Below are 13,848 nucleotides of genomic sequence, written 5' to 3'. Positions count from 1 at the left end.
GGGAACTATAGTTCACAAAGCATGGATGAAATAGAACAAAATATTGATTCGGTAAATACTAACCCACCGGACAGCTCCCCCTTCAGGGGGCGGGGGGGGCTTGGTATAATAAGATACGGCGCCGGAAATATTTTCTCACTTACTGCAGCACTCGACAGATTGGGGATTGCTTATGGTATGGTAAATACCGTGGATGACCTTGAACTGTACGACAGGTATATCATACCTGGTGTTGGACATGCCGGTGCGGCAATGAAAAAATTGGAATCAACCGGTTTGGTGCCAGCCATCAAAGCGCTAAAAAAGCCCACTTTGGGCATTTGTGTGGGGATGCAGTTACTCACCTCCTACTCTGAAGAAGGCGATTCAACCCTGCTTGGCCTGTTCCCTATTAAAACTCTAAGGTTTAAGGACAGCAATTTATACAAGGTACCGCATACCGGCTGGAACCAGGTTTATCCCGAAAAGGAAAACCCGTTATTTGAAAATATACCGTCAGGATCACATTTTTACTTTGTACATTCATACTTTATTGAGTACGATAAAGCGTACACTTTACTATCGGCCAATTATAATAATGAATTTTCGGCATCAATTTGGCGGGATAATTTTTATGGCGTACAATTTCATCCCGAAAAATCGGGTGCGTACGGCGAAACACTTTTAACAAACTTTTCAAAAATATAAAAGACATGTACATAATTCCCGCTATCGATATTCTGAATAAAAAAGTAGTTAGGCTACGTGAGGGTGATTACCAACAGGTAACAGAATATGATGTAACGCTTGAAGAAATGATTGAGCGCTACCAAAGCAACGGCACCAATTTCATCCATATTATTGATTTAAACGGCGCTAAAAACGATTTCAGCAACCAGCAATACCTGTTTGATGTGATCCGCAAAACCGACATGAAGGTGCAATACGGCGGTGGTATCCGCAGCATCGAAAAAGTAAAAGAGTTGATTGATTCGGGCGTACACCGTGTTATTGTAGGCACACAGGCCTTAACCAACCCAGAATTTTTACCCCAGTTAGGTAAGGAGATTTGCGGCCGCGACAAATGTTCCGACCAGGTGGTTATCGCTATTGACGTCTTGGACGAAGTGATCAAATACTCCGGCTGGATGGAAAGCTCGCCAATTAAATTAATGGACTACGTTGATAAATGCCTTGCTTTAGGATTTTTCCGTTTTTTATGTACCGATATCAACAAAGACGGCAAACTGGGCGGCGCAGGTATTGAGCTTTATGAAAAACTGCTCGACCATTCGCCATTCATTAAACTGATAGCATCCGGTGGTGTAAGCTCGATGGATGACGTAGAGAAACTGAGCCGCTTAAAGGTAGAATCGGTAGTTGTAGGTAAAGCGATCTACGAAAACCGGGTTACTATCGAAGATGTGAAAAACTGGAATTTAGAGGCATTGATATCCATATAAATATAAATTAATAGCACTGTCATTGCGCCTTATAAAAGCCGCGGTCTCTGAAGAAAAAAACGACTTCAAACAAATTCTGTCATGCTGAGGAACGAAGCATCTATTTGCCAACTTTTCTGTCGGCTATGTATGTCGGCAAATAGATTCTTCGCGATGCTCAGAATGACAAAACTTTTAATCGGGGATTGCTTCGTTCCTCGCAATGACGATCTTATAAAACAGTATGCTAAGTAAAAGAATTATCCCCTGTCTCGACGTTAAAGACGGTCGCACCGTAAAGGGTGTAAACTTTGTTGACCTGCGCGACGCGGGCGACCCGGTTGAACTGGCCTGGAACTATTCGCGTCAGGGAGCCGACGAACTGGTATTCCTGGACATTACAGCAACAGTTGAGCGCCGTAAAACTATGGTGGAGCTGGTGAAGGCTGTGGCCAGGCAAATAAATATCCCCTTCACTATTGGTGGAGGTATTAACGAAATTGCCGACGCCGATGCGCTTTTAAACGCCGGTGCAGATAAGATCTCGATCAACTCGGCAGCGGTACGTAACCCCGCTTTAATTGATGAGTTGGCCAAAGCATTTGGCGTTCAGTTTGTGGTAATTGCGGTGGATACCCGCGGCATTGGCGACAAAAACATTGTACACCTGAATGGCGGCAGATTGCCTACTGAACGGGAAACATTGGAATGGATCATGGAGGCCGAAAGCCGTGGCGCGGGCGAAATTTTGCTTACATCAATGGATCATGATGGCACAAAGGCCGGTTTTGATAACAAACTATTAAAAATTGTTAACGATGTGGTACACATCCCTGTAATAGCCTCGGGCGGAGCAGGTTCGGTACAGCATTTTGTTGATGTGTTTGAAAAAACAAATATTGATGCAGCTTTAGCAGCGTCTGTATTTCACTACGGCGAGATATTGATTCCGGATTTAAAAGCGGTATTGAAGAGCAATAATATAGAGGTGAGGATATAGGGTTGCGAGGTTCGGGGCTCGGGTGTTGTCAGTTTTAAAACAAACGTTTTACCCGAACCACGAACCTGGCAACCCAACCGGCAACATATAGCACTCTCCTACCAGCGTTAGGGATTGCAGCGGATACCGGCCCGTGATTAAGGCCTGTGCAGTATGAGCGTAAAGCCCGGGCCGAAGGTAACGCCCGGATAAGCATTAGGAGTGGATGCATGGTGTAGAACACACCCCTGCCAGCTCTCAGGGCTCACACGCCCCCTCTCAAGAGGGGAATTTGATTGAATATAACACGAACCTGGCCACCCGCAACAGGAACCAGAATAACAGATATGAATATAGATTTTAACAAAACAGACGGTTTAGTACCGGTTATTATACAGGACGAGCAAACTTTAGAGGTGCTGATGCTGGGTTATATGAACCAGGAGGCTTATGATAAAACCGTACAGGAAAATATAGTTACATTTTTCTCCCGCTCCAAAAACCGCTTGTGGACCAAAGGCGAAACCAGCAGTAACTTTTTGCATGTAAAAAACATCAGCATTGATTGCGATAACGATACACTGCTGATTAAAGTTAAAGCCGACGGCCCTACCTGCCATACCGGCTCGCGCAGTTGCTTTAATACCGGGTATAACCAAAATTTTATACTGGAGCTGGAAAATATTATTGCCGATAGATACGAAAATCCCGTAGAAGGATCATATGTAAATAAGCTGCGGAATAAGGGGCTCAACAAAATAGCCCAAAAAGTGGGTGAAGAAGGCGTTGAAACCGTTATAGCCGCTTTGGCAGAAACAGAAACCGACTTGATTAATGAATCGTCCGACCTGATTTTTCACTTGTTGGTTTTGCTTCGCGAAAAGGGATTGACATTGGAAACAATAGCTAAAAACCTGGAAAACAGGCATAAATAGTCATTGGTCATTGGTCATTGGTCATTGGTAATTGGTCATTGGTCATTGGTCATTGGTCATTAATGGAGAACTTATGGTGAAGCATGTTGTTTTTTATATCTTGTTGTTTTGTTTTCTTTTTATTGACAGTGCCAATGCGCAACAAGATGGGCTTAGGAGGAAGATTGCCGAAATTGCAAAGGATGCAAAGGGTACTGTTGGGGTTTCGGTATTAAACCTTGAAACGGGTGATACGTTAACATATAACGGATACCTGCGCCAGCCAATGCAGAGTGTAATGAAATTCCCGATTGCCATTACCGTTTTGCATGAGATTGACGAAGGAAAATTCACATTGGATCAGTTAGTTCGCCTGGATAAAAGCGACTTGTTTAAAACATACAGTCCTTTACAGGATAAATATCCCGCTGCAAATGTGGATGTTTCGATAAGGGAGTTGCTCAGCTACATGGTATCGTTAAGTGACAATGTTGCCTGCGATAAGCTGTTAAAAGTCTTAGGCGGAACAGATGTTGTAGATACCTATATCCACCATATCGGGATCAAAAACTTCTCTATAAAAGCCTCGGAATATCAAATGGCGCAAGCCTGGGACGTACAGTTTACCGATTGGGTAATGGCTTCTGAACTTACTCATTTATTGAATGTGGCCTTTAAACCCAATTTTCTTTCGACAGCCAGCCACGCCTATTTATGGAAAATTATGCAGGAAACCTCAACCGGCCCCAACCAGATTAAAGGCTTATTGCCCGCTGGTACAATAGTATATCATAAAACCGGCCGCTCGGGCACCAACGAAAAGGGGATTTCGGCAGCTACCAACGATACCGGCATTATTATGCTGCCCAACGGTAATCACCTGGCTATTGCCATTTTGGTTACCAATTCTCCCGTTGATTTAAAAGCCCGCGAATTGGTTATTGCCCGCATAGCAAGGGCCGCGTATGACGAAACCGCGAAATAGATTGCTTTTGCCTGATCAATAACCGTTAAAGCATCCTCCTAAAAACCCTACTTTTGTTAAAAGTCACGTATCAATCATTAAACCATCTTGATACTTGATACTTACTACTTGATACTAAATTTGATACTTGCTACTTGATACTAACAAAATGATTGCAGAAAAAATAGCCGAACTTACCGGGCATGGCAACCCTATTTTCACTTTGGAGTTATCACAAAAACCGGGGATACTATTTACCGGCGGCAATGACAAAGGCTTGGTGGAGTGGAGCCTGAAAACAAATGCCTTCATTAAGGTGATGTTTCCTGTTAATGCATCGATTTATGCCATTCATTGCCCGGCAGGTTATCCGTTAATGTTTGCTGGCCTGCGCAGCGGCCAGGTACTGGTTTTTGATTTTATTCAGCAAAAGGTCATCAAATCGCTCAATCATCACCTTAAGCCGGTGTTTGATATCAAGTCTGTGAGTGGTAAAAAAGAACTGCTGATAGCCTCTGAGGATGGCACAGTGTCTGTTTGGAGCCTTGATACATTGGATATGGTGCACAGCATTAAAGTATCGGCAGATACAGTTCGTTGCATAGCTGTTTCGCCGGATGAAAAGCAGGTTGCTTTTGGATGCAGGGACAATGTGATTAAAATTTACGATTTAGAGGATTACACCTTAGTGAAGGCGCTGCACGGGCACACCATGTCTGTTTTTGCATTAGCATATAGTATTGATGGTGCTTGCCTGGTATCGGGCGGTCGCGATGCGCAGGTAAAAATCTGGGATACAACATCGTATCAGTTGGTTAAAAACATCCCGGCACATTTGTTTGCAGTTAACCATATCCTCTTCCACCCCACCCAGCCCTATTTTGCTACAGCCAGCATGGATAAAAGCATTAAAATATGGGGAGCCGATGATTTTAAACTGTACAAGATCATCAGCCGCGAAAAAGGATACCCAAGCCATCCCCTGTCAATAAATAAACTGGCGTGGAACGGCGATCAGCTATTATCTGTTAGTGATGATAAAAATATTTTTATTTGGGATATAAAGTTCCAGGATTAACCCGGCTTACATAAACCTCCTGATGCTATGCAATTTATGGGTGTAACGTTTCATTTCGGCGGAGTAAATACCGTCGTTATCAATAAGGTCTATTTTTACTTTACCGGATGCATGGATAATATATTCATTGTTTAACAGGATGCCCACGTGCGTAACACGCCCTTCGGGATTATTAAAAAAGGCCAGATCGCCAAGGCGGCCTGCTTGCAGGTTGACTACTTCTTTTCCTTCTTCGGCCTGCTGGCTTGCATCACGCCTGAGTTTTATTTTGTTCAGGGCGAATACTACCTGCGTAAAGCCCGAACAATCGATGCCAAAATGGGTACGGCCGCCCCACAAATAGGGTGCATTTAAAAACGATTTGGCGGTAGTTACCATATCTTCTTTTTCGCCTATTTCGCCAATGATCTCAAATTTATCATTTCCTATTTTGCAGGTTGTTCCTTTTAAACCGGTAAGTGAGCTGCCCGCAGGCAAATAAAGTACAGAATTATCAATAATTTTCCAGGCCTGGGTTACCGCCCTGTAAGTTAGCGGGGCTGGGGCATTTTGCTGGTGCTTATAAGCTACATGGCCCAACATGGCAAATTGCAGCCTGCCTATCCAACCGGTATAATTATCATTTGTGGTAACAATTTTAACCCAGCGCTCTGTCCACTCCTTAATTTCAAATGTTTCGCCAAATAACACTTGCGATACCTGTTCGCTCCTGTCATCAGGCAGGGCGCGAAGCGGGATTACAGCAAGGTTACAAATACCATATTCCATAGATCAGATTAAATGCAAAAATTAATGTAACTAAGATGCAATAAGCGCTCAATAATTACACCGTTTTTAATTGGTTTTCAAGATATATTTTAGCCTGTGGAGGAGATAAAGCTAAAATTTATAAGGCTAATTTATTAAAATATTAAAAGTTAGTTAATTTATTTCGAAATAAATTACAAAAAAAGGGAGCAGCAAGCTGTTCCCTTTTAAATATTTTTCAAAAAACGTATTACTCATTCATATGCAGCCAATCTTTTTTGGCTAACAATTCTTCCTGTGTTTCACGGATATCCTCATCATCCACACAGCAATCAACCGGGCAAACCGCAGCACATTGTGGTTCGTCATGAAAACCAACACACTCGGTACACTTATCAGGTACTATATAATATATCTCGTCGGACAAGGCAGCCTGAGTTTCCTCGGCATTTAAAGTATTGCCATCTCCAAAATCAATAATTCCTTTAAGGCCGGTACCATCGCTAAAACGCCATGCCGCACCTGCATCATAAATTGCATTATTGGGGCATTCCGGCTCGCAGGCTCCGCAGTTTATGCATTCATCGGTGATTTTAATCGCCATATTTCTAAATATATAATAATCTCAATTAACTTTGCCCGTAATTTACAAGCGCACAAATATAACAAAAAAAGGCTTTAGGGGTTTCAATCCTCACCATATATATGTCAAAATTTAACATAAAAATTTCCATAAATTCATTTTCGGCCTTAGGAAAGCAACTAATTGCACCCGATGCACAGTTAATGGCCATCATTGAAGACGAACGCTACTATAACGCCTGGTTTACACCCGAGAGCGTATTACAGGCAGTAACGGCCATTGGCAAAATGCTAAACGAGGAGGATTTGCAAACCTGGCTCTCTAAATATAACCTTGATAACCACGCCCCGGGCAAAAAAGTAGGCCTTATTTTGGCAGGAAATATCCCCTTGGTTGGTTTTCATGACGTGTTGTGCGTGCTGGCATCCGGCAATCACGCGCTAATCAAAGCATCATCACAGGATGGCCGCCTAATAAAAACTGTTTTAGAACGGTTGGTAGCCATTGACGACAGCTTTGCCAACCAGTTTAGCTTTATCGAGCGTTTATCCGATTTTGACGCCGTTATAGCAACCGGAAGCAACAATAGCTCGCGCTATTTTGACTATTACTTTGGCAAAGTCCCCAACATCATCCGTAAAAACAGGAATAGTATTGCACTGTTAACCGGCGATGAAACGGCAGAACAATTGTTTAACCTTGGCCATGACATTTTTGATTATTATGGGCTTGGTTGCCGCAATGTGAGCAAGCTGCTGGTGCCAAAAGATTACAATTTCAATTTCTTTTTTGAATCGATTGAAAATCATAAGGCTATCATCCACCATCATAAGTACAACAATAATTACGATTACAACAAATCTATCTACCTGGTAAACAGCGACAAGCACCTTGACAACGGCTTTTTAATGGTAAAGGAAGATGACCGGCTGGCGTCGCCGCTTGCTGTACTGTATTTTAATTATTACGACGATCTTGCCCAGGCCCAGGAATTATTACAAAAACAAAGCGACAATATTCAGTGTATTGTTACCAATGCCCCTATTAGCGTACCCAGCCAGGTAGTTACGTTTGGCCAAAGCCAGCGCCCCGCCTTATGGGATTATGCCGACGGGATTGATACAATGGAATTTTTGTCAAATCTTTAAAATAACAATACCTTTGGTTTTTGAGGCGAAAGCCGAAAGGTAAAAGGCAAAAGGTTGTACCGGGTGCTTTACCTTTCTCCTTTTACCTTTAACCTTTCACCTTGAAAAATGTATATTATAAAAGTTAAAGGCGTTGCCAAAATACCCGATTATGTACAGCTGCGGGATGATAAGTTTACGCTGCTGGCTTATTTCAGGGTAGACAGGCCCGATAAATCATTGGATAAGGTGGGGCTGGCGGATAAGGCGGAGTATATTATGAATATTATTAAGGATTTACCTTTCGGGCAGATCCTGAAATTAGAGCTATAAAAAAGATGATTGGGAACTCTATTATAAAGCTAAACGGTGTTGATATTTTTCAGCAGGCGCACCTGGTACTGTCAAACGTAAACCTGCATGTTGATAAAGGCGATTTTGTATGGCTTATAGGCTCTACCGGATCGGGTAAAAGCAGCCTGCTTAAAGTTATTTATGGCGACCTGGGTATAAAAGCAGGCACCGGCCATGCCTGCGGCTACGAGTTGAGTAAATTATCGGGGCGTGACGTGCCTTATTTACGCCGTAAGCTGGGAATAGTTTTCCAGGATTTTCAATTACTTACTGATAGATCTATAGAGCAAAACCTGCTTTTCGTAATGCGCGCCACAGGTTGGAAGGACAAAAAGCTAATAGCCGAGCGCACCCTTGACGTGTTAGAAAAAGTTGGCCTGCGTTCCAAACTTAAAAAAATGCCGCATGAGCTTTCCGGCGGCGAACAACAACGCGTGGTAATTGCCCGCGCCCTGCTCAACAACCCCGAAATTATCCTGGCCGATGAGCCAACCGGCAACCTTGACCCCGAAACATCCGAAGAGATTGTGTTGCTGTTGAAACAGATCAGCCAGTCGGGCACCGCGGTGTTAATTGCCACACATGATTATCATATCATCCGCACTTTCCCATCGCGCATTATTAAGTGCGAGAACGGTAAGGTTTTGGAGGATGCGGTAATATAATTGGGGTATTTCACCGATTTATTTTGATTTCATTGATTATTTTCTGAACTCGGATTAAACAGATTTTTTGGATTTATTTGCAAAATCCTGGTAATCCCTCAATCTGATTAATTCGAGTTGAGACAAAAAGAATCAGACAAATAATCCTGTCAGCCTTGCGCATATTGCGCCACTCCTGCCTGTTATAAAACATACCACTGACACCTTGTCGGCTTTACGGCTATGGCAGGATACTTGATTGGCACTATCAGCTATGAAATTTAACGACATGTTGAAGAAAAAGAAGAAAGAAAATATGGATACCCCTGAAAATATTAATGAGCCTACACGGGAAAATTTAGCCGAAGAGCAACAACTGAAAGACCAGCAGGCCGAAACTGTTGAGGCTGTTGAAACTGAAGAAACACCCGGCCCTACTGCCGAAGAGAAGTTAAAAGCCGAACTGGCGCAGGCCAATGATAAGTATTTACGTTTGTATGCCGAATTTGACAACTTCCGCAGGCGTACCCAAAAGGAACGCACTGAAGCCCGTGAAACTGAAGGCAAAGATTTGATTATTGCTCTGCTGCCGGTTTTAGACGATTTTGAGCGCGCGCAACGTGCCATTGAAAAAGCTGTTGATGTTGCTTCTGTTAAAGAAGGTGTTACACTGATACAAAACAAGTTAAAAAACATCCTTGCGCAAAAGGGTTTGGCAGAAATGGGGTCAATAGGTTCGCCTTTTGACGCTGATGTACACGAAGCTATTACAAATATACCCGCCCCTACCGATGACCTTAAAGGCAAGGTTATTGACGAAATGGAAAAAGGCTACACCCTTAAAGACAGGGTTATCCGTTTTGCCAAAGTAATTGTAGGAGCGTAAATTAATTATTGAGGGTCTGAATTAGTGAATTATTGAATTTTAAAATTGGAGAAGGCTTGATTTATTAGTCGGTTATTAACCATCGTGATCAAACCAACAAATTGAAGACTACGATAATAGTTCTTCAATCACTAATTCAATAAATCATTAATTCAATAATTAAAACACTTCAATAATTCAGTAATTCAATAATTCAACATTAAAAATATGGCTAAAAGAGATTATTACGATGTACTGGGCATTTCAAAGGGATCAGATGCTGATGAGATAAAGAAGGCATATCGTAAAATGGCTATTAAATATCACCCGGATAAAAATCAGGGTGACAAAGAGGCGGAAGAGAAATTTAAGGAAGCTGCTGAAGCTTATGAAGTTTTAAGCAGTCCTGAGAAGCGCCAGCGTTATGACCAGTTTGGTCATGCGGCCAATGCTTCATCGCCAAATGGCGGCGGTTATGGCGGCGGCGGTATGGATATGAACGACATATTTAGCCAGTTTGGCGATATTTTTGGCGGCGGCAGTCCGTTTGAAGGTTTCTTTGGTGGCGGTGGCCGCCAGGGTGGCGGTGCCGGCGGCAGGCGTGTTGCCCGTGGTAGCAATCTGCGTATTAAAGTACGCTTGACCCTTGAAGAAATTGCCAACGGCGCCGAAAAGAAAATAAAAGTTAATAAACAAATCGTCTGCAAAACCTGCGATGGCAGCGGCGCAAAAGATAAGGCATCTTTCCAAACCTGTAAAACATGTGGTGGCTCGGGCGCGGTACGCAGGGTAACCAATACCATTTTGGGCCAGATGCAAACAACCAGCACCTGCCCTACCTGTAACGGCGAAGGCTCAACCATACTGTCAAAATGTAATGTTTGTCATGGTGATGGCGTAGTGCGCGGCGAGGAATTGATCACCATCAATGTACCTGCCGGTGTAAGCGAAGGCATGCAGCTGAGCATGAGCGGCAAAGGTAACGCGGCCCCACGTGGCGGTGTACCCGGCGATTTGATCATTTTGATCGAGGAGATTCCGCACGAAACTTTAAAACGCGATGGTAACAACGTGATATACGATTTGCATGTAAACTTTGTTGATGCAACATTGGGCACCACTGTTGAAGTACCAACTATTGACGGTAAAGCCAAAATAAAAATTGACCCAGGAACCCAGGGCGGCAAAATATTGCGCCTGAAAGGCAAAGGCGTACCCGAAGTAAACTCGTATCACCGTGGCGACCAACTGGTGCACATCAACATCTGGACACCCAAAATTGTAAGCCGTGAAGAGCGCGAGATATTGGAAAAATTACAATCATCTCCTAACTTTAAACCCAATCCGGGCAAAAATGAAAAAAGCTTTTTTGAACGGATGAAGGAATATTTTGAGTAACTATTGAGGTGAAAGGATAAAGGCGAAAGCTGAAAGGTTTTAGCTGCAAAATAGGAAAGCCCGGAGTTTATGACTTCGGGCTTTTTGAGTTTATAACTTCTGCGTTATGATCTATTAACTCTTTGATACTTTCTACAAGCTCAGATATAATTTCACTTTCGTCTTTTCTTGACAAGGTTTCACGGTAGAACTTATAGATTTCTAAATTATTATTATCAGTAACCGAGTATTCTTCATCTTCAAAACCAAATTCAATTGATCCAGATGCGTCAAATGTATCCTCCGGATGCTTAAACCTTTCCAAATTAACAGTAATATAAATAGACGTTATCTTCTCTTTAGAGGACATGCTCCAAATTATATGGTCAACGACATCATAGCCATCTAAAGAACTTATTTTATTTGCAGCCAAGTATTTGTCAATATTCACTGCCGGTGATATGTCTGCAGTTATTTTAAAAACCTCAAAGATATCTTTATATAGCGATGACAACTTCGAATTTAGCTTATTTAAGAATGGAATAGTTATATTGTTAATTGTAGCATTGATCTCAGCTTTACTGACCCTTTTCTTAGGTTTTATTTTATTCAGCAATTCTATCCTGTAAAGGGCTATCTGCTTATCGATATCTTCTTCTTCTTCAATATCATTCCCATGTATTGCATTAAAAAATAATTCCAAAGATCTTTTCAAGCCTTCTGAAATGTATTCTACAAAAGCCCAATCCTCTCCCGCATCCGCCCTACTCAGCAAAGAATAATAATTCCTCCTATCATCCATCTTAATAACCACAGGCGGATAACCCTTTTGCATCAGTATCAAATTCATCAAAATACGGGATAACCTCCCGTTACCATCATCAAAAGGGTGTATCGATACAAACTTATGATGAAACAATGCAGCAGCCACCACCGGATGGATTTCCTTGTTATTGCTCACTTCACTATACCATTCCATTAACTCCTGCATTTTGGCCGGGGTTTCTTCGGGTGTAGCGTAATAATGCGTTTCGCCGGTGGCTGTTTGTACGTGGTTGGCCGATGTTTTGTATTCGCCTAAATTGATGCGTTTGGTTGTAGGCTGTCCGTCAGCCGTTTGGGCATTTACATCATAAGGTTCAACCAATATCATTTTGTGTAATGACCGGATATCAGATTCAGATATTGGTCTTGTGTCTTTAACCACATCTAACAAAAAGTTTATAGCCTCATTATGGCCACGAATATCCAAATGGTCTTTCAGCGGTTTTCCTTTAGCGGTAATCCCTTCCATTAAAAAGGCCACAGTCTCGCCGTAACTTAGTTTATTTCCTTCTATCGCATTAGAATTATAATTCCAATCCAAACGTAACTTTTGCATCACCCGTCCCTCTACATCAGCAGGCAAAGGGCGCATGTCGTCAATCTGCTTTTTCAGCGCGTCAACTTCCTGCAGTATGGGGGCCTTGCTAAATTCGGTTTCGAGTTTCAGGTTCATTTTTTAAAGATAGAAATTACAATTTATACAAATCTAATTTACGCAGAAAGGTTTTATTAAGTACATTGGATTCGGCTTTACAATCATCGCTATCACAAAATGAAAATATTTATAACCAAAGGTGCCTGGGCAATAGTTCTATTGATAATTATAAACATCATCACCGCCACCGCCCAGCAACGTGCCCGCGACCTGGGCATCAAATTTAACGGCACTACCGGCCGGTACAATGCCATTACCGATATCAAAGGTGTTTTGGTGGGCTACAAGACATTAATAAGCGGCAATGGGCCCTTGGTTACCGGCAAAGGTCCGGTGCGTACAGGGGTTACGGTTATTATGCCAAATGGCAAATCTATCGATCCACTGCCGGCCGGATGGTTTAGCCTGAATGGCGACGGTGAAATGACCGGCACTACCGTAATTGACGAATATGGGCTTAACTACGGCCCCATCGGCATTACCAATACCAATAGCGTTGGTGTAGTAAGGGATGCTATCGGCGAGTGGAATGTTAAAAACTTCAGCAAAGGCTCGTTGGTGGATTTCTCTTTTGGTTTACCCGTGGCTGCCGAAACTTTCGATGGCGTATTAAACGACATTAACGGTTTTCATGTAAAAAAGGAAGATGTATTTGAGGCGCTGAACACTGCCCACTGCGGCAAAGTGGAGGAAGGTAACGTTGGCGGTGGCACTGGTATGTCGTTATTCCAGTTTAAAGGAGGCAGCGGTACATCATCGAGGGTGATTAGTATAGACACGGCTACCTATACGGTTGGGGCCTTTGTACAGGGCAATTTTGGCAGGCGGGCGGACCTGATCATATCCGGCGTACCTGTTGGTAAAGAATGGAAAGATGATTTGCCGGTTATCAACTCCAAACCCAAGGATGGGTCGATCATCATCATCATTGGTACCGATGCCCCTTTATTGCCTGCCCAGTTAAAACTTATAGCCAAACGCGCATCGTTGGGGGTTGCCCGCTGCGGCGGCGTGGGGCGCAATAGCTCGGGCGATATTTTCCTGGCGTTTAGCACCGTACCACCAAAAGATAACGCCAAAGGCACCCTGCAAGCCTGGACGGTATTACCAAAAGAACAGCTGGATAAAGTTTACCAGGCCACTGTTGAAAGCGTGGAAGAAGCTATTATAAATGCGATGATAGCCGCTAAAGATATGAAGGGCATTAACGGGAATACGGTTTATGCTATACCTCATGATAAGCTGATGCAGCTGATAAATAGTTATAGCCATAAGGTGCAGTAACAATTCTGCCTATGCTCTATTTAGTCTATGC

At 42.8% G+C, this 13,848-nt stretch carries 15 protein-coding genes; 12 read left to right on the top strand and 3 right to left on the bottom strand.

The annotated features are described in order from the left end of the window. The first annotated feature begins 21 nt into the window (after positions 1–21). The 6 genes from hisH to AC1RM2_RS33960 all read left to right on the top strand — a co-directional run bounded on the left by hisH (position 22) and on the right by AC1RM2_RS33960 (position 5,356). Positions 22–687 carry an imidazole glycerol phosphate synthase subunit HisH gene (gene hisH, locus AC1RM2_RS33985; RefSeq protein WP_492989559.1) on the top strand — a complete coding sequence of 222 codons (666 nt, stop codon included), beginning with the start codon at positions 22–24 and terminating at the stop codon, positions 685–687. Between the two features lie 5 nt (positions 688–692). Next, the gene (locus tag AC1RM2_RS33980) at positions 693–1,442 is read left to right on the top strand and encodes a 1-(5-phosphoribosyl)-5-[(5-phosphoribosylamino)methylideneamino]imidazole-4-carboxamide isomerase (protein ID WP_090647506.1); all 750 of its coding nucleotides are present in this window, start codon (positions 693–695) and stop codon (positions 1,440–1,442) included. Between the two features lie 223 nt (positions 1,443–1,665). Beyond that, positions 1,666–2,421, top strand: coding sequence for an imidazole glycerol phosphate synthase subunit HisF (gene hisF, locus AC1RM2_RS33975; RefSeq protein ID WP_492989558.1), 756 nt, complete (start codon positions 1,666–1,668; stop codon positions 2,419–2,421). 326 nt (positions 2,422–2,747) lie between these two features. Continuing rightward, positions 2,748–3,335, top strand: a complete 588-nt coding sequence (gene hisIE, locus AC1RM2_RS33970; RefSeq protein ID WP_492989557.1) for a bifunctional phosphoribosyl-AMP cyclohydrolase/phosphoribosyl-ATP diphosphatase HisIE — start codon at positions 2,748–2,750, stop codon at positions 3,333–3,335. Between the two features lie 73 nt (positions 3,336–3,408). Continuing rightward, positions 3,409–4,299 (top strand): class A beta-lactamase, encoded by an 891-nt coding sequence (bla, locus tag AC1RM2_RS33965; RefSeq protein WP_492989556.1) that lies wholly within the window; start codon positions 3,409–3,411, stop codon positions 4,297–4,299. A 148-nt stretch (positions 4,300–4,447) separates the two neighbouring features. Continuing rightward, positions 4,448–5,356, top strand: a complete 909-nt coding sequence (locus AC1RM2_RS33960) for a WD40 repeat domain-containing protein (RefSeq protein ID WP_492989555.1) — start codon at positions 4,448–4,450, stop codon at positions 5,354–5,356. A gap of 6 nt (positions 5,357–5,362) precedes the next feature. Here the strand turns inward: AC1RM2_RS33960 and AC1RM2_RS33955 are convergent, their stop codons facing one another. Both AC1RM2_RS33955 and AC1RM2_RS33950 read right to left on the bottom strand, forming a co-directional pair. Continuing rightward, a complete protein-coding gene (locus AC1RM2_RS33955) occupies positions 5,363–6,124 on the bottom strand; it encodes a C40 family peptidase (RefSeq protein WP_492989554.1) in 762 nt (253 codons plus the stop codon). 229 nt (positions 6,125–6,353) lie between these two features. Further along, complete coding sequence (locus tag AC1RM2_RS33950; RefSeq protein ID WP_090647487.1) at positions 6,354–6,707, bottom strand: 4Fe-4S dicluster domain-containing protein; 354 nt, start codon at positions 6,705–6,707, stop codon at positions 6,354–6,356. A 101-nt stretch (positions 6,708–6,808) separates the two neighbouring features. On the opposite strand from AC1RM2_RS33950, the gene AC1RM2_RS33945 reads away from it, so the two are divergent. The 5 genes from AC1RM2_RS33945 to dnaJ all read left to right on the top strand — a co-directional run bounded on the left by AC1RM2_RS33945 (position 6,809) and on the right by dnaJ (position 11,074). Next, positions 6,809–7,834: an acyl-CoA reductase gene (locus AC1RM2_RS33945; protein WP_492989553.1), complete on the top strand. Its 1,026-nt coding sequence runs from the start codon at positions 6,809–6,811 to the stop codon at positions 7,832–7,834. 108 nt (positions 7,835–7,942) lie between these two features. Beyond that, positions 7,943–8,146 carry a fructose-6-phosphate aldolase gene (locus AC1RM2_RS33940; RefSeq protein WP_076378137.1) on the top strand — a complete coding sequence of 68 codons (204 nt, stop codon included), beginning with the start codon at positions 7,943–7,945 and terminating at the stop codon, positions 8,144–8,146. A gap of 5 nt (positions 8,147–8,151) precedes the next feature. Then, the gene (locus tag AC1RM2_RS33935; protein ID WP_090647474.1) at positions 8,152–8,832 is read left to right on the top strand and encodes a cell division ATP-binding protein FtsE; all 681 of its coding nucleotides are present in this window, start codon (positions 8,152–8,154) and stop codon (positions 8,830–8,832) included. Positions 8,833–9,085: 253 nt separating this feature from the next. Next, entirely contained in the window at positions 9,086–9,697 is a 612-nt protein-coding gene (locus tag AC1RM2_RS33930) for a nucleotide exchange factor GrpE (RefSeq protein WP_492989552.1), read from the top strand. Between the two features lie 207 nt (positions 9,698–9,904). Continuing rightward, positions 9,905–11,074 carry a molecular chaperone DnaJ gene (dnaJ, locus tag AC1RM2_RS33925; protein ID WP_492989551.1) on the top strand — a complete coding sequence of 390 codons (1,170 nt, stop codon included), beginning with the start codon at positions 9,905–9,907 and terminating at the stop codon, positions 11,072–11,074. Between the two features lie 67 nt (positions 11,075–11,141). Here the strand turns inward: dnaJ and AC1RM2_RS33920 are convergent, their stop codons facing one another. After that, complete coding sequence (locus AC1RM2_RS33920; protein WP_492989550.1) at positions 11,142–12,551, bottom strand: Fic family protein; 1,410 nt, start codon at positions 12,549–12,551, stop codon at positions 11,142–11,144. A 99-nt stretch (positions 12,552–12,650) separates the two neighbouring features. Here AC1RM2_RS33920 and AC1RM2_RS33915 point away from each other — a divergent pair, with 99 nt between their 5' ends. Next, complete coding sequence (locus AC1RM2_RS33915) at positions 12,651–13,817, top strand: DmpA family aminopeptidase (RefSeq protein WP_492989549.1); 1,167 nt, start codon at positions 12,651–12,653, stop codon at positions 13,815–13,817. The last annotated feature ends 31 nt before the right edge of the window (positions 13,818–13,848 follow it).

It is taken from the genome of Mucilaginibacter sp. GW822-FHT03E02 (assembly GCF_058801545.1).
Note: the sequence above shows the minus strand (reverse complement) of the source record. Positions and strands in the feature narration are given on the sequence as shown.